At 68.9% G+C, this 24,836-nt stretch carries 18 protein-coding genes and 2 pseudogenes; 10 read left to right on the top strand and 10 right to left on the bottom strand.

What is annotated here, in order from left to right:
• Nucleotides 1-388 precede the first annotated feature (388 nt).
• From ACWC0C_RS45315 to ACWC0C_RS45275, 9 genes are all read right to left on the bottom strand, one after another.
• The gene (locus ACWC0C_RS45315) at nt 389-1,594 is read right to left on the bottom strand and encodes an MmgE/PrpD family protein (protein ID WP_450870807.1); all 1,206 of its coding nucleotides are present in this window, start codon (nt 1,592-1,594) and stop codon (nt 389-391) included.
• Between the two features lie 17 nt (nt 1,595-1,611).
• Nucleotides 1,612-3,882: an amino acid adenylation domain-containing protein gene (locus ACWC0C_RS45310; RefSeq protein ID WP_450870806.1), complete on the bottom strand. Its 2,271-nt coding sequence runs from the start codon at nt 3,880-3,882 to the stop codon at nt 1,612-1,614.
• The gene (locus ACWC0C_RS45305) at nt 3,879-5,309 is read right to left on the bottom strand and encodes a hypothetical protein (protein ID WP_450870805.1); all 1,431 of its coding nucleotides are present in this window, start codon (nt 5,307-5,309) and stop codon (nt 3,879-3,881) included. Before ACWC0C_RS45305 ends, ACWC0C_RS45310 begins: the two co-directional genes overlap by 4 nt.
• Before the next feature lie 14 nt (nt 5,310-5,323).
• Nucleotides 5,324-6,319 carry a methyltransferase domain-containing protein gene (locus ACWC0C_RS45300; RefSeq protein ID WP_450870803.1) on the bottom strand — a complete coding sequence of 332 codons (996 nt, stop codon included), beginning with the start codon at nt 6,317-6,319 and terminating at the stop codon, nt 5,324-5,326.
• A 1-nt stretch (nt 6,320) separates the two neighbouring features.
• Nucleotides 6,321-7,748, bottom strand: coding sequence for a hypothetical protein (locus ACWC0C_RS45295; RefSeq protein ID WP_450870802.1), 1,428 nt, complete (start codon nt 7,746-7,748; stop codon nt 6,321-6,323).
• 9 nt (nt 7,749-7,757) lie between these two features.
• A complete protein-coding gene (locus ACWC0C_RS45290; protein ID WP_450870801.1) occupies nt 7,758-8,552 on the bottom strand; it encodes a thioesterase II family protein in 795 nt (264 codons plus the stop codon).
• Nucleotides 8,549-9,910, bottom strand: coding sequence for a condensation domain-containing protein (locus ACWC0C_RS45285; RefSeq protein WP_450870799.1), 1,362 nt, complete (start codon nt 9,908-9,910; stop codon nt 8,549-8,551). Before ACWC0C_RS45285 ends, ACWC0C_RS45290 begins: the two co-directional genes overlap by 4 nt.
• Nucleotides 9,911-9,942: 32 nt before the next feature.
• Complete coding sequence (locus ACWC0C_RS45280) at nt 9,943-11,232, bottom strand: MFS transporter (protein ID WP_450870809.1); 1,290 nt, start codon at nt 11,230-11,232, stop codon at nt 9,943-9,945.
• Between the two features lie 78 nt (nt 11,233-11,310).
• Nucleotides 11,311-13,026: a non-ribosomal peptide synthetase gene (locus ACWC0C_RS45275; RefSeq protein ID WP_450870797.1), complete on the bottom strand. Its 1,716-nt coding sequence runs from the start codon at nt 13,024-13,026 to the stop codon at nt 11,311-11,313.
• A gap of 412 nt (nt 13,027-13,438) precedes the next feature.
• Here ACWC0C_RS45275 and ACWC0C_RS45270 point away from each other — a divergent pair, with 412 nt between their 5' ends.
• The 8 genes from ACWC0C_RS45270 to dnaN all read left to right on the top strand — a co-directional run bounded on the left by ACWC0C_RS45270 (nt 13,439) and on the right by dnaN (nt 23,033).
• Nucleotides 13,439-13,654, top strand: coding sequence for an MbtH family protein (locus tag ACWC0C_RS45270; RefSeq protein ID WP_450870796.1), 216 nt, complete (start codon nt 13,439-13,441; stop codon nt 13,652-13,654).
• A 71-nt stretch (nt 13,655-13,725) separates the two neighbouring features.
• Complete coding sequence (locus ACWC0C_RS45265; protein WP_450870794.1) at nt 13,726-14,484, top strand: FkbM family methyltransferase; 759 nt, start codon at nt 13,726-13,728, stop codon at nt 14,482-14,484.
• A 3-nt stretch (nt 14,485-14,487) separates the two neighbouring features.
• Nucleotides 14,488-15,690: a cytochrome P450 gene (locus ACWC0C_RS45260; RefSeq protein ID WP_450870792.1), complete on the top strand. Its 1,203-nt coding sequence runs from the start codon at nt 14,488-14,490 to the stop codon at nt 15,688-15,690.
• A 56-nt stretch (nt 15,691-15,746) separates the two neighbouring features.
• The gene (locus ACWC0C_RS45255) at nt 15,747-16,001 is read left to right on the top strand and encodes a phosphopantetheine-binding protein (RefSeq protein ID WP_450870790.1); all 255 of its coding nucleotides are present in this window, start codon (nt 15,747-15,749) and stop codon (nt 15,999-16,001) included.
• Between the two features lie 26 nt (nt 16,002-16,027).
• Complete coding sequence (locus tag ACWC0C_RS45250; protein WP_450870789.1) at nt 16,028-17,290, top strand: ATP-grasp domain-containing protein; 1,263 nt, start codon at nt 16,028-16,030, stop codon at nt 17,288-17,290.
• A 15-nt stretch (nt 17,291-17,305) separates the two neighbouring features.
• Nucleotides 17,306-18,532, top strand: a complete 1,227-nt coding sequence (locus tag ACWC0C_RS45245; RefSeq protein ID WP_450870787.1) for a cytochrome P450 — start codon at nt 17,306-17,308, stop codon at nt 18,530-18,532.
• A gap of 22 nt (nt 18,533-18,554) precedes the next feature.
• Nucleotides 18,555-21,761 carry an amino acid adenylation domain-containing protein gene (locus ACWC0C_RS45240; RefSeq protein ID WP_450870785.1) on the top strand — a complete coding sequence of 1,069 codons (3,207 nt, stop codon included), beginning with the start codon at nt 18,555-18,557 and terminating at the stop codon, nt 21,759-21,761.
• 138 nt (nt 21,762-21,899) lie between these two features.
• On the top strand, nt 21,900-23,033 hold the full coding sequence (gene dnaN / locus ACWC0C_RS45235; protein ID WP_450870784.1) for a DNA polymerase III subunit beta: 1,134 nt from the start codon (nt 21,900-21,902) through the stop codon (nt 23,031-23,033).
• Between the two features lie 521 nt (nt 23,034-23,554).
• Here the strand turns inward: dnaN and ACWC0C_RS45230 are convergent.
• A pseudogene (locus ACWC0C_RS45230) lies at nt 23,555-24,036 on the bottom strand (Tn3 family transposase).
• Between the two features lie 113 nt (nt 24,037-24,149).
• On the opposite strand from ACWC0C_RS45230, the gene ACWC0C_RS45225 reads away from it, so the two are divergent.
• Both ACWC0C_RS45225 and ACWC0C_RS45220 read left to right on the top strand, forming a co-directional pair.
• Nucleotides 24,150-24,287 carry a hypothetical protein gene (locus ACWC0C_RS45225; RefSeq protein WP_450870782.1) on the top strand — a complete coding sequence of 46 codons (138 nt, stop codon included), beginning with the start codon at nt 24,150-24,152 and terminating at the stop codon, nt 24,285-24,287.
• 185 nt (nt 24,288-24,472) lie between these two features.
• Nucleotides 24,473-24,739, top strand: a pseudogene (locus tag ACWC0C_RS45220) (DUF6879 family protein); the annotation flags it as partial.
• Between the last annotated feature and the right edge of the window lie 97 nt (nt 24,740-24,836).

Below are 24,836 nucleotides of genomic sequence, written 5' to 3'. Positions count from 1 at the left end.
GACTCGACGTACGACGACGTGACCGCCTCGGCGGCATCCTCCACGAGTACCGACATGCCGCTTGACCTGCACGGACGAGATTTCCGGCAAGGGCACCGCCGGCTGACCGTGGGTTCTGGGCTGCGCCAGTGGTGTCGCGGGGTTGAGGGTGAAGGGTGTAGTTCCAGTCCCCGTGGAAGCGGTGCCGGTGCATGGGGAGGGCGTCGATGTCGCTGTCGGTGACCTTGATGCCGGTGTCAGGCCGTCCGCCCGACAGCCGCAGCGCAGGCGGCCGAGATGTGGGTGGGGGACGCGGCCGGGGTGGCCGTCGGTGCCGCGGCACGCGTGGGCACGCTCCGCCTTCTGCGCTTTGACCCACGCAAGGAACTCTTCACGAAGGCCGATTCGGTCAGGCCCGTAGGGCGAGCTCAGTGTGCAGCAGAGTGGCAGCGGTGTGCCAGTCAGCATCGGTGAGAAGTGCGGGCACGTCCGTCCCGCAGCCCCGGAACTTGGCGTGCAGTTCCTCGTCTGTCGGCGGTTTGTCCGGGGCACCTGGAGGCAGGTTCAGGGTCGTCGACCGGCGAGTGCCGTCCGTCAGCGCGAACTCGATGGTCACGTCGCCCGCGAGGAGCCCTCCGCCGCTGACTTGGGTCAGTTCGGCTGTAGTCCGCTCCACCAGGGTGGTGGCAATCGGCCGGGTCACCGCGTCCGTTGTGAAACTGGCGAACCCGGGATAGCCATCGAGTATCGTCGCTGCGATCCCGTACTCGAGACTGAGTTTGCTCTCGAGACCGGTGCGCGGCCTGTGATGGACGAGCGGTCTCACCGTGTCCTCGGGTGTGACGACGTGGATCCGCTCGATCTTCGCGGCCTCGGGCAGCTCTCCGAGCAGATCCCGTACGGCGCTGATCGGCCGCTGGAGCGAGTAGCAGCACGGGAAGATCTTGACCGCGAGGCCGCCCGGCACCGCAGGGCCGGAGGTGTCGAGCTCCGGCACGTCTCCCGCGACCAGGCCGAGCCACTGGTCGAGCGCCCGGGGATCGGCGTCCGCGCCGGCGGCGACGAGGCGCGCCGCCCGCACACCCGCCTCTGCCGCGAAACCCACTTGGAGAGCCTTGGCCGCCGTGCCGAAGGCCCGCTGCACGCCTCCCGCAGCAGGCACCGCGAGAGCGATTGCCTGCGCCGTCTGGCGCGGCCCCAGCCCCAGGGAGAGTGCGGCCCCCACCGCTGCCGCCGGCGCGCCCGCGGTGCAGGTCGCGTGCCAGCCGCTGGTGTAGTGCGACCATCCGAGGAGCGTGCCTAGGCGAGCCATCACCCCAGCTGCGGCCAGGTAGGCGTCTGTGTCCCCGCCCGCGGCGAGGACAGCGGGCACGCAGACGGAACTGACGTGCGCCGTGGACGCCATGTGCAGGTCGTCGAAGCTGAGCACGTGCGCGAGTGCCGCCCAGCGTGCCGCTTCCGGCAGGTCGTCCACGACGGGCCGGAGAGGATCCTCGCGGGCGGCGAGGGTGACGGCCAGGGTGTCCAGCAGCGATCGTCGCGCCAGCGCCTTGTCCTGCTCGGTCGGCACATGGTCGTGGGCCCACTGTGCGAGCCGCTCGGCGAGAGAAGTCACAGAAGAGTCCTTCAGCGTCATCGTGAGGGGGACGTCAGCGCGCGCAGTGCGGCCACATCGCGCTTTCCGTGCGGTGTCGTGGGGATCGCGGCCACGGTGACCACGCGTGCGGGCACCATGTAGGCGGGGAGCCGGGCCGAGAGATGCGCCTCCAGACGCGAAGGCAAACAGCCCGGCCCTGTGACGACGTAGGCGACGAGGCTAAGTTCGCCGGCGTCGTCCGGCGCGGCGACGACCGCGCAGTCCAGCACGCCTGGGCAGCTCCTCGCGACGTTCTCGATCTCACCCGCCTCGATGCGATGGCCGCGGATCTTGACCTGTGTGTCGATCCGCCCCAAGTACTCGATGGTCCCGTCCGGAAGCCGGCGGACGAGATCTCCGGTCCGGTAGAGCCGTTCGCCGTTCCCGAAGGGGTTCGGCACGAATCTCTCCGCAGTGAGACCCGGCGCGCCGACGTAGCCGCGGGCCAGCCCGACGCCGGCGATGCACAGCTCGCCGGGCGTCCCGACCGGAGCAAGTCCTCCGGAGCGGGTACGGACGTAGACGCGCATGTTGTCGATGGGGCGGCCGATGGGCACCGGGCGTGTGGCGTCCAGGCCGGCGCATCGGTGATGGGTGACGTCGACCGCGGCCTCGGTGGGGCCGTACAGGTTGAGCACCTCCGCCTCGGCACCGAGGGCCTGCTTGGCCGACTCGGCGAGTCCGGCGGTCAGCGCCTCGCCTCCGACGAGCAGCAGGCGCACGGACGCCAGCCGGGGAGTCTCCCCGGCCACGTCCAGGTACATCAGGAAGACCTGCAGCATGGACGGCACCAGATGCAGGGCGGTGGCGCCGGACTCCGCGATGGTGTCGGCGAGACAGTCCGGGTCCCGCTCGTCCCCGGCGTCCAGGACGGCCACGGACGCACCCGCCAGCGACCAGCCGAACATCTCCCACACGGAGACGTCAAAGGTGAGGGCCGTCTTGTGCAGGACGCGGTCGTGCAGGGACAGCGGATGGACGCGCTGCATCCACAGCAACCGGTTCACGATGGCCCGGTGCTCGACCATCACTCCCTTGGGCCACCCAGTGGAGCCGGAGGTGTACAGGACGTAGGCGAGGTGACCCGGCCCGCTGAGGGCGGGCAGGTCGGTCCCGTCCTGGTCGGCGATCTCCGGCCCGTCCAGCGCCACGGTTGCCCGGTCCCGTACGGCGTGGGCCGTCTGCGCGGTGACGACGACGAGTTCGGTGCCGCTGCGATCGAGCATATACGTGAACCGCTGCCGGGGCAGAGTGGGGTCGAGCGGCAGATAGGCTCCGCCCGCCTTCAGTACGGCGTAGGCGGCGACCAAGGCCTCCGGCGAGCGGGGTATGCACACCCCGACCACACTGTCAGGTCCCACGCCACGCGAACGCAGCACTCTGGCCAGGCGGTTGGCTCGCCCGTTGAGCTGGGCGTAGGTGGTGCCGTCGGCGATAGCGACCGCGTGCGGTGTCTTTGCGGCCCTCTCTTCGAGGAAGCTGTGCAGGGTCCGGTGGCCAGACTCGGCCGAGGGCGGCTCGTCATGCCCGTCCACGAGCAGGCCGAGCTCCTCGGGCCAGGGGTCGAGCAAGGGGGCCACCGGGGCCGTGAGGTCGCCCAGGAGCGTTTCCCACACCGTCGCGAAGGAGGAACAGAACCGTTCGGCGGTCTCAGCGGTGAACTTTCCGTCGTCGTAGAAGAGTTCTACGGCGGCGCCTGTTCCTGCGCCGTCAGCGTCCAGGCGGAAGAGTAGCGTCCAGTCGCTGCCTTGCGCCTCCTCGTCCGTCAGCTCCTCGCGGCGGGCGAGAGCCAATTCGCTCGGCCGTACGCCCAGGGCGTCGAGGAAGGCGTTCAGGGGCAGGTCCGCATGGGCCGAGGCTGCCGCCCAGGAGGCCGCGAAGTCGTCCAGCAGGTCCCAGCTCGTCATGCCGGGTCGCAGCATGGCGCAGACCGGCACCAGGCGGGCGCTCGGCGCGCCCTGAGACTGCTGCGCCGTGACGAACACCGTCGCGTGCTCCCGGTCCAGGGCACGCGCCGTCACCAGGGCGAGGGCCGCCCCGGCGATCGCCCGCAGGTGCGCGGGATCGCCTTCGGCGTGCAGGAGCGCCGCCTCGACGGACGGCCGCGATAGGGCGGCCCGGACCACGGGCCGGCGGGCGCTGGACAGGCGTCGGTGGTCCCGGAGCAGCAGGGTCGGTTCGGCCCGCACCGCGGGATGACGTTTCCAGAAGGCCGCCTGGTCCGGGAAGTCCTCGAGTGCCGGGCTGCTGTCGGCCGTGCTGGTCACACCTCCTCCCCGCCGTTCACGCCTGCAGGGGTGGCGTACGTGTAGTCGGGGGCCGGCATCCCCCAGATCCGGGTGGCCGCCTTGATGGCTCGCGCGGCGCGTGGTGCGAGGAGAACGCCCCGGTGATCAGGGCGGTCCGGGAACTCCAGCACGATCGAGGCGCCGACGGGTGTGGTCGCGCAACTGGCCTTCACATCCCACTCGTCGCCCGCGGCGCACGCCACATAACGGGAGTCCTCCGCCCGTAGAGACAACGCCGCGGCCGTGCCCGGTGCCGCCCCCTTGGTTCCTTCGAGGGACATGGCCACCCTGACCACCGGCGCGGAGTCGAGAGCACCGATGACGCGACGCTCGAAGTCGCGCATGTCGATATCCACCGGCTCGCCCTCCATCACCATGTTGTTGATGAGTTCCAGCGGGATCCCCGCCCCGACGGCGATGCCGTTGATGTACGGCCCCATGCGGGCGTTGACCTCGATGGGCATGAACCCACGCGCTGAGATGATGCCGTCGATGTGGAAGCCGCCGCGGTAGTCCGCCTCGCTGCGCAGCCGGTGGCCGACCTGGGCCGTGAAGGCGCGAATCCGTTCCGTCACCTCGGCTGGCGGGGTCCAGAACGAACTGCCGCCCATGAGAGGGAAGAACTGGCCCTGCCGCAGCACCACCTGCTCGATGGGCCGGAAGACAGCCACGTCGTGGTCGAACACCATGCCGTGCGTGCTGCAGGAGATGCCTTCGACGAACGGGGCGACGCGCACCTTCGCACAGCGCCCGGCCAGAAAGTCATGAGCGCGTGGTATCTCGTCGGCGGACGAGACACGGACGACGCCTCGCGAACCGCTGTGCATGACCTGCGTGGCGTCCGCGGAGACCACGACGCCCGCTCCTTCGTCGCACTCCTCGAAGGCCGCGCGCAGGTTGTTCTCGCTGAGCTCGGTGACGACGGATTGCAGGTGGGGCACACCCGCTCGGGCCCAGAAGGAGTCGCTGACCGTCTTGTCCTCGTAGCGCGCCCACTCCGCGCGGCGAAAGCCGAAACACCGGCGGCCGAGCAGCGTGGGCCGGCCCTGGCGGAAGGGAGGCGTCAGGACGATTGCTTCGCGGGCGGGGTCGTAGGCGTCCAGCGCCGCGAGGAGCTCGGCGGGCGGGGAGACGATCCGGGATTCCAGTGCCCCGAGCCAGGTGTCCACGGAGTCGGCCTTGACCTCCACCTCATGGAAGTCCGCCTCCGCCGACAGCCCGGTGGCGTCGGCGAGCACGAGGAACGGCGCGGCCAGTCCCCTCGCCGTGAACAAGTCGCGCAGCCACGCCACGGCCGAGACGCGTGACGACACGACGACGACTTTCCGCTTGCTGAAGAACTCGGTGACGACGTCTTCCGGATCGCGTCCGGTGGCCTCGTCGATCATGGTTTCCACGCTTTCCATCGGGTTGCTCTCCTCTAGGACAGTGGTTTGCGGCCGAGCCCGATGTGCGCCTCTCGCGGCATGACGGCGGACCACTTGCCCCGTGCCTCGTCCCACTGGGAGGACACCTCGCGGTATCGCCCGCCGGGCTGTTCGTACCGGAAAATCTCCTGGGCGAGCTCGAAGGTGTGCCGGTAGGCCGCGAGCTCGCCGTGCTCCTGCACGAGCCGCACCAGTCCGTACATCTCGGCGAGATACCTGCCCAGTTCGAGTTCGGTCTCCTCCCGGGTCTCGCCCCACATGACGAAGGGGTCCTCCATGAGGAAGGTCTCGACATCGGCGAATCCGGACGCGCGCAGATAGGAAGCCGTCTCATCCTGCTCGAAGTGCGGGTAGTCGTGGCCTGTCACCGAATAGACGTCGACGACTTTGGAGAACCAGGTGTCCATTGGGGATCCGACGAGGAAGTCGTGCAGGACGAGGATTCCGCCGGGCTGCACGACCCGGAATGCCTCGTCCGCAACCGTGCCGCGCAGTTCCCGGGGGATGTGGTGGGTGCCGTACGCGAGCAGGACCCCGCCCACCGAATCCGTACGAAAGAGGGAGGACTCCGCGCGCTGCAGCAAGGCCGGAATTCCCTGGGCCCAGGCCTGTGCCACCATGAACGGGGAGGCGTCGCAGGTGATGATCTCCGGCCGGTCCGCCCGGTCGAGGGTGGCGACGACACGGTTCACCAGTCCGTCGCCGCCGAGCGCGTCGACCACCAGGCCAGACTCGGCCCGGCTGTGCCGAGTGAAGAGATCGACGAGCCGAGAGATGCCCACGGCCCTGGTGTGGGTGGCCTTCTGCGCTGTGACGTAGTTCTCCCCGCGGCCGCCACCGCTCGCGGCGCCGAAGTCGTCGGACGGCGTGGATGAAAGCTCTGCCGCCCGGCAGGCCGCCTCGACTCGCTCCGGGTCGATGCTGTCGCCCATGTGGGGATAGACGTTTGCCAGCATGTCGACCTGCGCGCGTATGTCGCTTCCGATCACGTCACTCTCCGATTTCCCTGGGTGAAAGATCTTGTGGGTATGAGTAGTCCGGCAGGGTGATTCCCATGACGTGTGAGGCGGATTTCAGGGCCGACACCGCGAAATTTCCTAGTGTGCGGTTCCGGTAGAAAGGCCTGTCCGGGAACTCCAGGACGAGGGCGGCGCCCACGGGCGTGATGACGCGTCTGACATGAACATCGCTCGGTTCGTCCGCTCCTGACACGACGTAGGAACCCGAGGTGTAGCGCAGGGCGACGTCCTGCACCGTGCCGCCTGGGGAATCCGGTTGGCCGGGCAGGATGAGCTTGATCAGCTCGATTCCGCGGAATCCGTCGATCATGGCCCGCTCGAGGGCGGCCGCGTCGATACCGGATTCCTCCCCTTCCATGACCATGGCGTTGACAAGGTCCAGCGGCACCCCCTCGGCGGGACCACCGTTCACGATGAATCCCCCCATGCGTGCATTGATCTCAGTGGGACGGAATCCACGTTCCGTGATGATGCCGTCGACGCCGTAACTGCCCAGGTATCCGACCTCTTCACGCAGCCGGTCGCCCACCTTCCGCACCATGTCCCGGATGAACTCCGATTCACGCTCCGGGGGTGCCCAGTACGTGCTGCACCCGGTGAAGGGAAAGCGCGTCTCTGATTCCCGCAGGTTGATTCCCTCGACGGGCCGGTAGACCGCCGTCTCCTTCTGCAGAACCATGCCGTGCGTGGTGCAGGCGATGCCCTCCACGAAGGGCGAGACTCGGACCTGCCGGCAGCGGCCTTCCAGGAACGCGAGCACGTTCGGAAGCTCGGCGGCGGTGCGAGCGCGGGCGACTCCGGTTCCGCCGCTCAGCGCACCGTACGAAGCGTCCGCCGAGACCACGACCCCGTAGCCCTCGTGGCACTCTTCGAAGGCTTGCTCGAGGCCAGCGAGCGAAAGATCGCTGATCACCGAGCGGAGTCCGGTGATCCCGGCGCGCCGCCAGAAGGCGTCGCTGACCACCTTGTCCTCGTACTGCGCCCACTGGGGCCTGCGCCACCCTATGCACCGACGCTTCAGCAGCTCCTTGTGCCCGTGGTTCAGGGGCGGCGTGAAGACGACGGCCTGCCGCTGGGGGTCGTACGCGTCCAGGAGTTCGACGAGACGGTCGTCGGGCGCCAGCAGCTGGTCTTCGAGACTCCTTCTCCACTGCGCGACCGAGCTGCCCGAGATCTGCAGTTGGAAGGCATGCTCGGCAACGGGTGCTCCCGTCGCGTCGCCGAGCACGAGGAAGGGGGATGGCAGTTCGTGTTCCTCGAAGAAGTCGAGCAGCCACCCGATGAGCCGTACGCGCGAGGCGACGACCACGAGCTTGTGTTCCCTGAAGAAGCCGGCAGCGGCGCGGGCGAGGCGTTCGCTGTCGGCGAGGACGTCCGTTTTCTGTCGGGTGTTGTCCATGTCCTGCCCTCAGCCCGCCGTGGTCGCGTCCGCGCTCATGTGCTGCCGGACGAGCGCGGTGACGGCGGTCATCTGGTCGTTGAGGTAGAAGTGACCACCGGAAAGGACGTGCACCTCGCCCTGGCCGGTGGTGAGTTCGGGCCAGCGTTTGAGGTCCGGCTCGGACACCGCCGGATCGTCGGTGCCGCCGAAGGCGACGATCGGGCAGTCGAGAAGCCTGCGGTCGTCGCCGTAGCGGTACCGCGCTGTCACCCTGCGGTCCGCGCGGCAGGCGTCGAGCACCATGTCGAGTAGTTCCGGGTGTTCCAGCACCGCTTCGCTCATGCCGCCGCGGTCCACGAGTGCCTCGAGGAGCTCCGCGTCGGACGGCTCGCGCAGCTCCTCCGCAGGTGCGCGATGCGTGTGTGCCGCCGGAGCCGCCGAGGGGAAGAACGCCTTGGCGGGTCGCCCCGCGCGGTGCAGCCGCCAGCAGACCTCGAAGCCGAGGAGCGCGCCCAGGCTGTGTCCGAAGACGTGGACCGGGCCCTCTTCGGCGGCGAGGAGCGCGGCGAGCGGCTCCGCCAGCTCGTCCATGCCGGTGGCGTGGCCCTCTTGGTAGCGGGAACCGCGCCCCGGGTACTGGGCCGCGACCAGGCGTATGTCGTCCGGAAACCAGTTGGCCCAGGCCCCGAAGCTCTGCGCCAAGCCCCCGGCGTGCGGGAGCAGAAGCAGCGTCGCGGTGGTGTCCGGGCCCGGTGGGCGCACGTTCCAGAGCCACGCGCGCTGCGCACCGGTGCCCGGTGCTTCCTCGTAGGTCACCGTCATGGTGTGGTTCCTTCCGATGTGAGCCCGTGCGGGTCCTCGGTGGGCGTGGCCGTCGCGGCAGCGTCCGGCCGGCCGGCGAAGTGGCCGAGCAGTTCTGTCATGTCGGTGAGGATGCGGTCGCCGGTGGCCTGGTCGACGCGTCCGGGATCGCGGTAGAGGCGGCAGACCATCCCGGTCGTCGACAGCTCGACCATGAGGGTCAGGTCGAACCGCGCGGGCGCGGCGAAGGACCAGGGGTGGACCCGTACCTCGGCCGCGCCGGCCGGGAAACACTCATCGTCTGTCTGCTCGATGGAGAACGCCGCGTTGCACAGCGGGAGCGCGCCGGCGGCGCTGCGTCGGGGCGCTAGCACCCGGATCACGTCCTGGAAGGGCACGTCCCGGTGCAACAGGGCGTCCACGACCACATCGCACACGTGCTCGACGTATAGTTCCGCGCCGTTCGTCGCATCCGTCCGGAGCCTGAGCAGCACGGTGTTGTCGAACGAACCGATTACCTGCTCCCAAGCGGGCGACGGCCTGTCCGTCACCGGAGTGCCGATGACCACCTCCCGGTCCGGCGCGTACCGGCCTAGAGCCGCCGCGAACGCCGCCAACAGCACCATGAACGGCGTGGCGCCCACAGAGTGAGAGACGTCCATGACGGCCTGTACGGCTGCTGGAGGCAGGGCCGAGCGGATCACTGCGGCGGCCGTACTGCCCGGTGCCGGGCGCTCGCCGGGCACCGGGGACGGAAACTCCAGGGGCGGCGGCGGGTCAGCCAACTGCTGCTGCCAGTACTCCAGTTGCTGCCGTGCTTCCGGGCCGTCGCGCCACTGTTGCTGTTGTTCGGCGTATGCGGCGAGGGTCGACGCCGGCTTCGGCACTGCGGCTTCCCGGCCGACGGCGAAGTCCTCGTAGAACTGCCAGAGTTCCCTGCGCAGGATGCGCCCCGACCAGCCGTCTACGGCGGCGTGGTGGAGGACGAGGAGGATCAGCCGTTCGGCGTCGGTGAGGTCTACGATCAGCGCACGCAGCAGCGGAGCCCGTGCCAGATCGAAGGGGCGCTGCGCCGCCTCGGTCAGGACCGGCTCGGGATCCTGCTGGCCGAGGCCGACGCGGTGCACCTCCACGTCCGCCTCCTCCGACGGCACCAGCCGTCCGACAGGCGTTCCGCCGACGTCGTCGACGCAGGTGCGCAATGCCTCATGGCGGTCGACGAGCACCCGAAGGCTCTGCCGGAACGCGCTCTCGTCCAGCGGGCCGGTCATGCGGAAGCACTCGGTGACGTTGTACGTGCCGTCGAAGGAAAGCTGGTCGAGGACCCACATGCGTTCCTGGCTCGCGGACAGCGCGATACGCCCCGTCAGATGGAACATTTGTCACTCCGGTGGGGGGAAGGTGCGGGGGATCAGGCCGACGCCGCATCCATGCCGGTACGGGTCGTGCGCAGCGGGCCGGAAGCCAGTCCGAGCAGCCCCGTACCAATGACGGTCACCGCGCAGACGGCGAGGGCGAACGTGACGCCGCCGAGTCCCGCCATGTTGCCGATGACGTTGTTCATGACCAGCACCGCCGCGCTCTGGACCAGGGTGAGCAGGGACTGGATGCGGGAGATGTGGCTGTCCGGCGTCACCATCAGCACCAAGGGCACGATGTGCGCGGAGAACAGACCGGTGCCCGCACCGATCACGAAGCCGGCGCCGAGCGCCGTCCACAGCGCGGGGGCAGCGGCGAGAAAGAGGACGCCGAGTCCTGCCACCACGAGGCCGTACGCGGACATGAGGCCGGGACGGCCCAGTGGTCCACTGCGCACCACTCCGAGAGTAATCACGATCATTCCGACGCCTTGCGCTCCGACGACGAGACCGGCCGTACCGGCTCCCCAATGCTCTCCACGGGCCAGCAGGGGCAGCAGCAGGGGCAGCACCGGCAGCAGGAAGCCCGCGGCGGCTCCGGTCAGGATCAGGCTGGGGCGGAGGATAGGGTCTGAGAAGCCGAGGCGGATCCCGTCGAGCGCGTCACGCAGGATGTTGTTGCCGCTCTTTTTGGCGGGTTCCTCGAACCGCGGCCGGATGACGATCAAGATCACCAGAACGACGGCGAAGGTGGCTGCGTTGACCAGGGTCGCGCCGACCAGGCCGGCCAAGCCCACCAGCACCCCGCCCAGCGGACCCCCGGCCATGTTGACAACCTGACCGCCCACCTGGCGCAGCGACAGTGCGCGGGGAAGCTGCTCCTTGGCGACCAGGCGACGGGGCATGGACGCTGAAGCGGGCAGGTAGAAGGCATTGGCGATGCCGACGATGGCACCCGTGGCGATCAGCACGGCCGGTGGTGCGCCGAAGCGATAGGCGATCAGCGCGAGCAGCAGGGAGAAGGCCAGCATCGCTGCGTCTCCCGTGATCAGGACGCGACGCGTGCTCACCCGGTCGCTCACCACGCCGCCGATCAGCAGGAGCAGCACCCGGGGCAGGGTGATGGCGCTGAGGACGATACCGGCGACCGCCCCGCCGTGGGCGCTCGCGGCCCAACCCAAAGCGAAGTAGAACATGGTGTTCCCGCCGAGCGACGCCAGGATCCCGACGAGCCAAAGCAGGTAGAAGCCGGGGAGACGGACGCGTCGTGTGCCGTCTCCCGTGTTCGGAGCCGACTGTCCGTCATCCGTGCGGTGAGCAGTGCTGCCGTCTGGAGTACTGATGATGATTCCCTGTTCTTCTTGGTGTGCTTCTGGTCAGGAAGGCACGACATGCACCCCGCATGGGGGAGGCAGCGTTGGTCAGGCACTCACCTGGTCGCGGTCGGCGAGGTCGTCGAGCACCGCTGCGAACTGCCTGACCGTCGGATTGCCGAAGAGGTGACGCATGGTGAGTCTCAGACCGGTCTCCGCACGGAGGGCGGCGACCACCTGGGTCGCAATCAGCGAATGGCCGCCGAGTTCGAAGAAATTGGCCTCGGCGCTGGGCACCGGCCGGCCCAGAGCCGTGGCCCACGCGTGAGCCACCCGCTCCTCGGAGGCGTTGCCCCACGCGTCGTCGGTGGACTTTGCCGCCCCGTCCTGCCGACACAGCTCGGCCAGTTCGCTCTCGTCCACTTTGCCTGTCACGGTGAGCGGCAGCCGCTCCACGGTGATCACACTGGCCGGCACCATGTAGTCGGGCAGTGCCGCCGCCACGGCGGTGCGCACCTGCTGTGCCAGCGTGGTGCCAGCACCGGTTTCGGGCACCACCGCAAGCCCGAGGGTGTGTCCGGCCGGCCCCGGCAGCGGGAAGGCGGCCGCGGACCGGACTCCCGGCACGGTACGGGCCACGCTGGCGACGGCGGCGGGCTCGACCCGGAAGCCTCGGATCTTGAGCTGCCGGTCGATCCGTCCGAGGTATTCCAGTGTGCCGTCGGGCCGGGCGCGGACCAAGTCCCCAGTGCGGTACATGCGCTCCGCCTCGGCGGTGGGATCCGGCAGGAACGCGGCGGCCGTCAGTCCCGGCCGGCGGTGGTACCCGCGGCCCACGCCCGGACCCGAGATGAACAGCTCACCGGGCGTTCCATCGGGCACCGGACGCAGGCGCTCGTCGAGCACCTGGACGCGGTAGCCGGGCAGGGGACGGCCGATGGTCGCCGGGTCGTCGCCCGCGTCCGTGTCCGCCCAGGTGGCGCATATGGTCGTCTCCGTAGGCCCGTACGCGTTGATGAAGCGACGTCCGGCGCTCCAGCGCGCGGCCAGGTCGGCAGGGCACGCCTCGCCCGCGGACACCACGGTGCGCAGTCCCGCTTCCGCAGCGGGCGGCTCGTGCGCGGCAAGCAGTGACGGGGTCGCGGTGACGAGGTCCACGTCACCGGCGAAGAGGCCTTCCGTTCCGTCGCGCGGATCGGCGAGTACCACCCCGCGGCCGTACGCCAGAGGGATGAGGGTGGACCAGAGCCAGCCGTCGAAGGCCGGCGCGAGAACGTTTCCTCCAGCGCGCCCTTCCTCGGGGGCCAGGGTGCCCAAGGCCGCCACCAGGTGGGCGACGTTCCGGTAGGTGATGCTCACGCCCTTGGGCTCTCCGGTCGTGCCGGACGTGTAGACGAGGTAGGCGAGCGCGTCCGGACGGTGCGGGCGAGGGTCGGCCGGCACGTCACTCTCGAAGGCGGGGACGTCAGCCGGATCGATGACGGGTACCCCCTCGTGCACGAGCGCGCTTCGAGGGTCGGAAACGAGCACGGACACTCCCGCGTCCCGCAGCAGGAGGCTGAGCCGCTGCCGAGGGTGGTCGGGATCGAGGACCACGAAGACCGCACCAAGCCTCCAGGTCGCTAGGAGCGCGGTGACGAGGTGAACGGAACGGGAAAGATGCACGCCGACCGCAACTTCGGGGCCAGCCCCCGCCTCGGCCAGGGTGGCGGCCAGCCGGTCGGCGCGCCGGTCCAGTTCGGCGAACGAGAGCGTCCCGTCGCTGGCGCGCACCGCCGTGACTTCCGGCGCATCCCGAGCGTGCCGTCTTACCAGTTCGGCCACATTGAGATGCGGATCGAAGGAAACCACCGGAAATCTCACACCCTCACTTCGAGTACACGCTCACCGATCGGAATGGGTCGCAATTCAGCGGGGTCGATTTACCCGCTCTTTGTTTTTAGGTGGCGACCCCTTGAGAATCTCTTGACGGACAAACGAGATAGAGGCCCCGCAGCACCCAAAACGCAGAGGAACCCGCTGGGCGACCCAGATTAGATCACCGATTGGTCACGGAAATCAAGAGTTGATCTTGGCTCGGTGGTCAGGCAGGCTCGACATCCTGAGTGCGAAAGTGCCGGGCTGGGAGGCTAGTTGCCTAGACGTCCGGCGTTGTGCTGGAGCAAACAGTAGGCCTATGGGGGGCCATTGAGGACGCCTCGCCCGTACAGCCTCGCAATCGCCAACGGGAGGAAGTATGACCCAGGACTCGCTGACCGCCTGGACCGTTCTGATCAACTCCGAGGAGCAGTACGGCCTTTTCCCGAACGGGCAGACACCGCCGCAGGGATGGCAGGAAGCCGGATTCTCCGGCACCGAGGAGGAGTGCGTGCGCTACGTCGACGAGCACTGGACCGACATGCGCCCGCTGAGCCTGCGGCGGGAGCTCGACGCGGAAGAGGCTCACGCGTGACCTGACCGCCCGGCAACTGACATACCGCGGTCCGCTCACCCTTGGACAGACAAGGCTGGCACATGCAAAGCATGCAACTCCCCAACGGCCTGCGTGTAGAACACGTGAATATCGGCGAAACCGCCTTGTTGTATCGCGAAATCTTCACAGAGCGTTGTTACCTGCGGCACGGCATCTCGCTGACCCCAGGTGGGGTGGTGTTCGACATTGGCGCCAATATCGGGTTGTCCACCCTGTTTTTCCACACAGAATGCCCGGGGCTGACGTTCCACGCCTTCGAGCCGTGTCCCGAGCCGTACGCGGCCCTCGCCGCCAACCTCTCCTCGCACGGCATCGCCGGCACCGCAACGCGCTGCGCACTATCCGACTATTCGGGTACGGGCCGGATGACGTACTATCCGGACTCGACGGGAATGTCGGGTTTTCATGCCGACGAGGTGGCTGAAACAGCTGTCACACGCGAGTTTCTGCTGCGCGGCGGAGTCAGCCAGGAGGACGTCGAGGAGATGCTGGCGGCCCGGCGCAGGCCGGTGACGGTCGAGTGCCCGGTGCGGACCCTCTCGGAGGTGATCGCCGAACGCGGCGTCACCACGATCGACCTGCTCAAGCTGGACGTCGAGAAGAGTGAACTCGCGGTGCTGCGGGGGATCGACGCGGCGGACTGGCCGAGGATCCGCCAGGTCGCCGCGGAGGTGCACGACGTTGACGACGGGCTGCGGACCGTGACCTCGCTCCTGGAGGAACACGGGTTCACCGTGGCCACGTCGCAGGCCCCGCTTCTCGAAGGCTCTGGCATCCACGAGGTCTTCGCCGTGCGAAGGGACGGATGAGCGGTGCTCGACACCATTGACGTGGCGGACCCCGAACTGTACGCAACGGGTGATCCCGTCGGCGTCTGGTCCCACCTACGGGCCACAACTCCCGTGTACTGGAACGCGTCTTCGCCCGGGCCGGGGTTCTGGGCCGTCATGTCGTATGGCCCGGCGCTCCAGGTGTACCGCGCCACCGAGACCTTCACCTCACAACAGGGCATGCGCCTCGGCTCGGATCCGGCGGCTGTCGCCGCCGCAGCCGGCAAGATGCTGATCGTCACGGATCCGCCGGTGCACCAGAGGCTGCGGCGGCTGATGAGTTCGGCCTTCACACCGCGGATGGTGTCCGGACTCGAGGCGACTATGCAGAGCGTGATCGAGCCCCTGGTGGACGAGGCCGTGCAGGAGGGGACCGTCGACTTCGTCAGCCGGATCGCGGCGGTCCTGCCCGCGGCGACCATCTGCGCCATCATGGACGTGCCCTCGTCCGAGCGGTCGACGATGATCGAACTCACGAGCACCGCGTTCGGGGCTTCGGTCGGTGGCACAGGACAGTGCCCGATCGACCAGGCCGCGCGGGCCGAGGCGCACTCGGAGATCTTCTTCTACTACTCGGAGCTGGTCGAGCAGCGGCGCCAGGAGCCAGGCGACGACGTCATCAGCGCCCTCCTGCGTGGCAGACTGGGCGACCGGCCCCTCACTGACGAGGAGATCCTCCTCAACTGCGACGGCCTGCTCACCGGCGCCAACGAGACCACCCGGCACGCCTCCGCCGCGGGGCTCCTCGCCCTCATCGAGAACCCGGACCAGTGGCAGCGGCTGCGCGACGGTGCCGTCGGCGTGGACTCCGCGGTCGAGGAACTGCTCCGCTACACGAGCCCGGCAATGCACGTCATGCGGGTGGCCACCAAGGACACCGAACTGGGCGGCCACCAGGTGCGCGCCGGTGACCGGGTGGCCGTATGGAACTCCTCGGCCAACCGGGATGCGGACGTCTTCGCCAATCCGGACGCCCTCGACCTCGGCCGCGCGCCGAACCGTCACCTCGCCTTCGGCGTCGGCCCTCACTTCTGCCTCGGCGCCGCGCTGGCCCGGGCGGAACTGCGGGTCCTGCTGCGCACGCTCCTCGACCGGGTGAGTCATGTGGAGCTCGCGGGCCCCGTACGCCGGCTGCGCTCCAACTTCGTCTGGGGCATCGAGCACCTGCCTGTCTCCCTCGGCTGACCCGGACAGCCCCCTTGACCCGTTTCTCATCATGCCTCGCTCGGAGGAACACGCTCATGGACAGCAGCACAGCCGGTGAGATCCGGCAGCGTTCGGCGGAGGTCTGGTCGGAGGTCCTCCAGGGCCCCCCGCCTGCCGACGGCGATGACTTCTTCGAAGCCGGCGGGACCAGCCTCAAGGCCATTCGCTTCTGCGCCCGTCTCGGGAGCGTCCTGGGCCACAAGGTCCCGGTGAAGATCCTGCTGCGGCACAGCACGTTCGGCGCCTTCGTCCAGGCCCTCGACACCTCCGAGGACCTGGCGCTCCGCTAGCCGGCACGCTCGGAAGGAGCATTCGCATGAAGCGGCTGGCCATCATCCATGACAAGGGCGCTGTGCATCCCCTGGAGGCGTACGACGGGCTGAAGGAGACGGCCTCGCTGATCTTCGCGGTGTCCTCCTCCCCTGAGGCACGTCGGCTCATTCCGGTCATGGAGCGCCTCGGCGAGGTCGTCGAACTCGGCCTTGATCAAGACGAGAACGTGTGTGCGCTGGCAGACCGGCAGCCCGATGGCATCGTCACCTTCAGCGAGGTGATGCTGCCGGTCACCTCCGCACTCGCCCACTCTCTGGGCCTGCGTTACCACGACGAGCAGACCATCCTGCGGCTTACCGACAAGTTCGCTCAGCGGGAGAGCCTGCGCGAGGCCGGGGTTGACACCACCCGGAGTCGGCTCGTGCTCGACGAGGGAGGATGGGACGAGGCCGTGGTCGCCGTCGGACTGCCCGCCGTGCTTAAGCCCGCCTGGGGCGGCGGCAGCCGGGACACCCACCGCATCGACGACCCGGAGCACGGTCGCAAGATTCTCACCGCGCTCCTGGCCGGCGCGCCCGCTGGCACGGCGTTCGTGCTGGAGGAACTGCTCAGCGGCCAGGACTGCCACCCCTACGGCGACTACGTCTCGGTGGAGAGCATGGTCGTCTTCGGAGCGATCACGCATGCTGCGGTCACCGGCAAGTTCCCGCTGGCCCCGCCGTTCCGTGAGACCGGGCAGTTCTGGCCCGCCGCGCTGGACGACGGCGCCCGGCAGGAGGTATGCGCCCTGACCACGGCGGCGCTGCGCGCCGTGGGCGTCACGTCCGGTGTCACGCATACCGAGATCAAGCTGACCCCGGACGGCCCCAAGATCATCGAGGTCAACGGCAGGTTGGGCGGGCACGTCAACGAGCTGAGCCGCCGCTCGTGCGGCATCGACATGGTCCGTCTGGCCGGCCGCATCGCGCTGGGCGACACCGTGCCGCCCGTCCGCATCGCCCCCGACCGCGTCTACTGGCAGTACAACAATCCCGCGCCGACCGCGCCGTGCAGGCTGGTGGAGATCACCGGCTGGCGTGAGATTTGCGCCGTTCCCGGGGTCACCCGCTACACGCCCTACGCGCGCACCGGCGACGTGCTCGACAACGGCGTGATGACGCACGCTCTTGACCTGGTCAGCGGCGACGCCGCGGACCACGACGAGATGTGGGAGCAGATCGCCCGCGTCACGGACACACTCGCCTTCAGGTTGGACTTCGCCGGCGAAGTGCGCACTGTCCCCGCAGCGAAGCTGACCGAACACTGACGGAGATTGTCCTTCATGCTCACACCGACCGAAGCTGACAGGCCGCTCGCGCCGGACGTCGACCTCACCGACCCCCGCACCCACGCCGAGCACGATCTGCGCGCCATCTTCTCGCAACTGCGCGCGCGGGCTCCGCTGGCCTGGCATCCACCGGCCTCGGACGGCTCTCCCGGGTTCTGGGTCGTCTCACGCCATGCCGATGTGATGGCCGTCTGCCGGGACAACGAACGCTACGTCTCCACCCGCGGAAACGTTCTGGCCACCCTGCTGAACGGCGGTGACTCCGCCGGCGGCCGGATGCTGGCGGTCAGCGACGGCCCCCGGCACAACCGGACGCGACGGCTGCTCTGGCAGGCGTTCACCCCTCCGGCCCTGGCCTCCCTGAAAGAGCGCATCACCGTCGCCACGCGCTCGCTCGTCGAGAATGCCGTGTCCCAGGGGGAATGCGACTTCGCCCAGGACGTGGCCGCGCACATACCGCTGCGGGCCATCTGCGATCTGCTCGGCGTTCCAGAGTCGGACCGGTCGTTCATCCTCCGGCACACCAGTACCGCGCTCAGTTCGGACACCTCCGACACCTCCGACGGGGCCTCCCGGCTGTCTCAGGGCGAACTCCTCCTGTACTTCTCCCGGTTGGCCCGCAAGCGCCGCGCGGACGCCCAGGACGACCTGGTCAGCCTCCTGGCGAACGGCACAGTGGACGGCTCCCGTCTCACCGACGACGAACTCGTCCTCAACTGCTACAGCCTCATCCTCGGCGGCGACGAGACGACCCGGCTGGCGATGATCAGCGGGGTGCACGCCCTGATGAACCACCCGGAGCAGTGGCGGGCGCTGAGGACCGGCGCGGTGTCCCTGGAGACAGCGACAGACGAGATCCTGCGCTGGACGACCCCCGCCGTCCACCTGGGCCGCACCGCGACCGCGGACGTGACCCTGCACGACACGCTGATCCGCGCCGGAGACGTGGTGACGGCCTGGACGCTGTCGGCGAACTTCGATGAAGCCGAGTTCGACCGCCCCGACCGCTTCGACCTGTCCCGCACGCCGAACCGGCACCTCACCTTTGCCTACGGTCCGCACTTCTGCCTCGGTGCGCATCTGGCCCGAATCGAGATCTCCGCTCTCCTGGCCGGCCTTCGGGACCAGGTCCGGGCCATCGAGAGCGCCGGTGCCCCGCGGCCCATCTACTCCACGTTCCTGCGCGGGTTCAGCAGCCTCCCCGTCCACCTCCGCCCCTGACCTACGGAGCAGCACGATACGCATGTCCACCTCCAGCCTCCTGACCGAGCACTCCATCCCCGCCAGGTTCGACGAAGTGGCACGCCAACTCCCGGCCAACGTGGCCCTCGTGGACGGCGCACGCACCCTCACGTACGGCCGGTTGCGGGAACTGTCCGACCGCCTGGCCCGCCGCCTGCGCCGTCACGGCGTGGACCTGGAGACACCAGTGGGCCTCTATCTCGAGCGCTCGCGCGAGTTCGCCATCGCCGCGCTGGCCGTGCTCAAGGCGGGCGCCACGTATGTGCCACTGTCGCCCGAGTATCCGGCGGATCGAGTGCGCCATCTCGTAACCGACTCGGGCGCCGCGCTCGTCGTCACCAGCAAGGAACTCGCCCCCCGCGCCCCCGGCCACGGACTGCCAGTCCTTGAAATCTCGGCCGACGACATGAGCTTCGACGACCTACCGGACAGGGGAGCCGACCCGGCGGACCGACTCCCCCACGTTCCCGCCGACTGCCTCGCGTACGTCATCTACACGTCCGGTTCGACCGGCGCGCCCAAAGGTGTCGGCGTCACACACCGCAACCTCCTGGGGCTGGTCACCGGGCAGGACTATGTGTCCTTCACCCCGGACGAGACCTTCCTTCAACTGGCTCCCACCTCGTTCGACGCCTCGGCCTGGGAGATGTGGGGCGCGCTACTGTGCGGTGCTCAGCTGGTCATTCCGGCGCCCTCGTACCAGGCGATCGAGGATCTACCGAACGTCCTGCGCGACCAGGGTGTGACCACCCTGCTGCTGACTCCGCCGCTCTTCCACGAGTTGGCCCGCAACCGCATCGAGGCGTTCGCCTCCGTCCGCCAGCTCATCGTCGGCGGCGAGGCCATGGCCGTGCCCGTGGCCCGCGGTTACGCACGCGACGCAGCGGAGCGCAAGGCGTCGTTCAGCAACGTGTACGGTCCGACGGAGACGACGACGCTGGTCAGCGCTCATCCCATCGTGGACCTGGCCGACGACGCGACCTCGATCCCGCTGGGCCGGGCGATCGAGCACGCGGCCTTGTACCTGCTCGACGAACGGCTCCGCCCGGTGGGGGACGGCGAGACCGGGGAGATCCACATCGGCGGCTCGTGCGTGACGCGTGGCTACCTCGGGCGTCCCGGGCTCACCGCGCGGCGCTTCCTGCCCGATCCCCACTCGTCCGTTCCCGGGGCCCGTATGTACGCCACCGGCGACCTGGGGCGACTGCGTTCGGACGGCGGGATCGAGTTCGCCGGCCGCGCGGACCAACAGCTCAAAATCCGCGGGCACAGGGTCGAACCGGGCGAGGTCGAAGCCGTGCTGCTGGACCACCGGCACGTGCGTGCCGCGGCGGTCGTGGCCCTCGCCACCAACGGCGACACATGGCAGCTGGCTGCGCATGTTGTGCCTCGGGAAGACGCCGGGGAGAACATCGTCGCCGAACTCCGCGAGCTGGTCGCCGCCACCCTGCCCCCGTACATGGCGCCGTCCTCGTACTACCTCGCCGAAAGCCTTCCCACGACCGCCGGCGGCAAGCTGGACCGAGCGGCGCTGAGTTCCCTTCCGGCCGGCCAGGGCGACAGCCGTGGGAAAGCGAACGCCGCCACTGCGAAGCCGGACGAGAGCCGTGGGGAGTCGCCGGCCGCCACCGCCATGACCGAGCGGCAGCGCAAGCTCGCCGAGATATGGCAGGACGTGCTCGGACGCCCCACCATCGGTTTGGACGACGACTTCTTCGCGCTCGGCGGTGACTCCCTCCTCGCCATCCGCGCCATCGCCGCGGCCGAGGAACAGGACATCGAGATCTCGCTCACCGCGCTGTTCAGCACGCCGACGATCCGCGCCATCAGCGCGGAGGAACCACCCCCGGCCGCCGCCACTCCCGGCGCGACGGTCACGGCCGCCCCGCCGGCGGAATTCCCGCTGCTCGGCGAAAACGACCGTGCGGCACTGCCCGCCGGAGTCGAGGCCGCCTATCCCGCGACCCTGATGCAGCTGGGGCTGATCTTCGAGAGCATCGCCAACGACGACAGCGCAGACTACCGTGACGTCATCTCGCGGCGGATCGAGGCACAGTTTGATGAAGCGGCGCTCCGCACAGCGCTCCACCTCGTCACCAAAGCACACCCTGCCCTGCGGACCCGCTTCTCGCTGGGCGATTTCAGCGTGCCCCTGCAACTGGTGGACCGCGACGCCGAGATTCCGGTCACCGTTCTCGACCGCCGTACCGCTCCGGGGGAGGCTGCGGCGTTCGTCGAGGAGGACATCACCGCGGCCGTCCGCCCGTTCGACGTGGAACAGGGCCCGCTGATCAGGGTACTCATATCCGTGCTGGAGGAAGACGCCTTCCAGCTGACGTACGGATTCCACCACGCCGTCATGGACGGATGGAGCGAGTCGGTGTTCATCGCGGATGTGCTGTCCGCCTACGCTTCCTTGCTCACGACCGGATCGGCGCATGTGCCACACGAGCCCGGTGACGGCTACACATCCTTCGTGGAACTGGAACAAGAGGCACTCGACGCCGCGGCCACGAAGGAGTTCTGGCGGCACGTCCTGCACTCCATGCCGCGTCTGCCGCACCGGCTAGGCGCCCAGCGGTCCCAGTCCAGGATCAGAGCCGTGGAGCGCATCCCCGCCACGGTCGTGCAAGGCCTGGAGAAGGTTCGGGAATCGACCCGTGTTCCTCTCAAGAGCCTGGCGCTGGCGGCCCATCTGCACGCCCTCGGCTCTCTGACGGCAACGGAGCAGCCGGTCACCGGGGTTGTCGTCAACGGCCGCCCGGAGATCCCCGACACCGACCGGCTGATAGGGCTCTTCCTCAACGTGGTGCCGCTCGGCGTCCGACTCGAAGGCTCCTGGGCCGAGCTGGCACGGCGGACGTTCGAACGAGAGCGGGACGTACTGCCCCATCGCCGCTTCCCCTATCCAGCGATCCAGGAGATCGCCAGTGGGCCCGTGTTCGACGTGTCCTTCAACTTCGTTCGTTTCCACGAGCTTTCGCGGCTGTCGGAGTTGGACGGGGTGCGTGTCGGCCCGGCGGACATTCGCGACCTGTCCAGCCGGAGCCTGCGCGTCGAGCTCGTCCAGGAGCCGGACAGCGGCGAGCTGGTGCTCGACATTAGCGCGGATCCCGCTGTGTGGTCCGAGGCGGAGGCGGCCAAGGTGCTGGCGGCTCACCTAAGGGCGCTGTCGAGCATGGCGGAGGACGTGTCGGCCGCCATCTGACCCTCCTCCCACCCGACCCGGGGCTGGGCGGGAGCGGCTGGGTGATGCTCCAACGCGCCGAGTCGGCCCAGGCGTTGTCAGTCGCGGCAGATAGCGTGCGCGGACGGACCGAGGCCACAGCACGAGGGGAGACGACGTATGGAGTTCCGGATCGAGCGAGGTGCTCTGTCTGAAGCGGTGGCCTGGGCAGCCAGATCCCTGCCCACTCGTTCGCCCGTGCCAGTGCTGGGAGGCCTGCTGCTGGAGGCCCGGGACCAGCGGCTGCGTGTCTCCGGCTTCGACTACGAGGCGTCCGCGTCCATCGAGGTCCCGGCGGAGACACCGGCGGCCGGTGAGGTGCTCGTGCTTGGCCGCCGGCTGCTGGATATTTGCAAGGTGCTGCCGGACACAGCGGTGGCGTGTGCTCTGGAAGGCACCCGGTTCACCGTGGAAGGGGGCGGTACTCGTTTCGGCCTGTCGACCCTGCCCTTGGAGGAGTATCCGGCGCTTCCCGAGCTTCCCCCGTTGCGCGGCACGGTGGAGGCGGCAGAGTTCGCGGCGGCAGTGTCCCAGGTCGTGATCGCCGCAGGCCGGGACGACTCGCTTCCGGTCCTCACCGGGATCCAGCTCCGGCTGGACGGTGAGTCGATGACGCTGGCCGCGTCGGACCGGTACCGGTATGCCGTCCGCATGTTGTCGTGGATGCCGAAGACGGCCGCAGGTGAAGCGGCGGTGGAGGTGGTGGTCCCGGGGCGCCGGCTGACCGAGATCTCCCGTTCGCTGGCGAAGGGCGGGGAGATCCGCATCGGGCTGAACGGCTCCGGTTCAGGTGGCGGCCTGGTCTCCTTCGAAGGTGCCGGGACGCGGACGACACTGAGGCTGCTGGAGGGCCGGCTGCCGCGCTACGAGAAGTTGTTCGCCCTGGACGATCCGGCGGTCGCTGTCACCCAGCGGGAGGCGCTAGCTGACGCGGTCCGCCGGGTTGCGGTCGTGGCGGAGCCGAACAGCCCCATCCGGCTCGACTTCTCCGCCCGGGGGACCGTCCTTCTGCAGGCAGGGTACGAGGACGATGTCGCTTCCCAGCAGATCGCGGCGACGTTGACCGGCGCACAGGACCTGGCTGTCGCCTTCAATCCCGCGTACCTGCTGGAAGCCCTCACCTCGTTCGACTCCCCACAGGTCCGGCTCGAGCTTCTGGGCCCAGGTCAGCGGGTCCTGCTCAGCAGCGTGGCGGACGACACACCGCGAGAGGACCACCGCCACCTACTCATGTCGGTACGGCAGCTGAGCTGAGCGCCCCGGAGGGGCGCGGGAACCGTGCGACCAGACCGAAGCACCCGCAGCCGTCACCGGCACAGCAGTTACCGCGCCCCCAGACCCAGCCCCGCGGACCGCACACGCGGTGACGCCCTGACGCCGTCGCCGAGGCCCCCGAACGCCCGCAGCATCGACATCGCTGATCCGGCCAGCGCTTCGCCCACGGCCGCGTTCGCCCAGACCATCCTTTCTCGCCCTGGTGATCCCCACCATCAACCTGGGAATCCTGCTCGCCTGGGACCAGGCAGCGGAGACCTCCTTCACCGCCGACCCCGTGGACTCGGTGAAACCGGACGGGCCTGCTCCGACGCCCGCCACCGCGACCGGGCTGCCTCCTCCCAGCGCACGCTCCACCGATACGAAATCCTGTCGTCGGCCGTCGCCGCGTGACGGCCCGGCAACGAACTGCGACCCGTCCGGCCACAGCCTCGGCCTATGCTCGGCCTATGGAGGCCTTCCAGTGGGGTGTGATCGACGGAACTCCCGCGCGGCGGCTCTCAGGCCGGGGCCGACGTCTCCTCCTCTGCCTCGAACTCGACGTCCAGGTGCGGGTCGAACGCGTCCGGGCGCACGGTCAGCTCCGTGGTGGCGTAGGTGCCGAACCGCATGATGTGGTCGGTCAGGTATGGGCTGATCGCGGCCAGGTCCTCCCCGGTGATCTGCCACTCCTCCGCCTGGAGCTCACGCACGATGTTCATCAGGTCCAGGGTCGTATGAAAGATCACGCAATTGGCGAGCAAAGAGGTCAGCTTCACCGCCTTCTCCTGCTCCACGGGTCGTTCTCGGCGATCACTACGCCGTTGCAGAACGCCAACCAGTCAGTGAAGTTATTGAAAGACTCGACCTTGTTGGTGGCCGCCGTCACCCGGCGCCGCAGCGACGGATCTGAGATGAACCGCAGCATCTGCACCGTGGCAACCGCGCGGCCCACCTCGTGGAAGGCCCGGTAGATCTGGTTGCGCTTGGAGTTGCTGCCCAGGCGGCGCAGCAGCAGTGGGGAGGCCAGGGTGCCCTCTGACCGTTGAGGCCGTCGAGAGCCTCGGAGAGCGTGTCCACTCCGATACCGGCCGACGTATCACCTACGTGGCATGCATGGTTGTCGCGGGCGCCGCACACGCAGCCTCGCCCCGCGAGGTCGCCACCATCGCCTGGGCCGAACCCGGCGAGATCCCGCAGTACGTGCCGCGCGGCCTATACCCGCCCGTGCAGGAGTACCTCAACCGCCGATAGCCGAAGGTCCCCTGTCCGGTCATGATGGCCGCGCAGGGGGCCTTACTTCATGTCCCGGGCGACCGGCAGCAATTGCGCACAATAGGCCGCTCGGCGCCTGCATGCGCAATCCCGTGCAATCCTGCGGCGCGCCCGCGCGACCCGAAGCAATCTGGACCTTCAACCCGCCAGAACGGAGAGCACCCATGACGCTCAGGCTCATCGGCAGCACCAGCGACGACGGCGACTGCCCGACCCTCTACGAGATCCCGGAAACCGACGAAATCCTCGTCCAAGGAGACCGTGAAACCGACCCAGGCCATCTCGCCCAGGTGCGGGATGTGAAGCCGTCCGAGACGTTCGTTCGCGTCCCTCGCAGCCTGCTGACCCGGTACGCGCCGAGGACCGAGGCCCCCGAGCTCCAGCCGTTCGCGTCCATCTCCCACTTGTTCCGCGAGTTCCGGCACACCGCTTGCGACCTCGTGCACGGTTGGCCGTGGCTCGGCGCCCGGGTTACTCGTTGAACTGGGCATGATGGGGGTTGGGGCACGCGAGTTGATCGTGGCGGAG

Source organism: Streptomyces sp. NPDC001709, from assembly GCF_053596375.1.
This window is presented reverse-complemented; position numbering and strand designations above follow the sequence as displayed.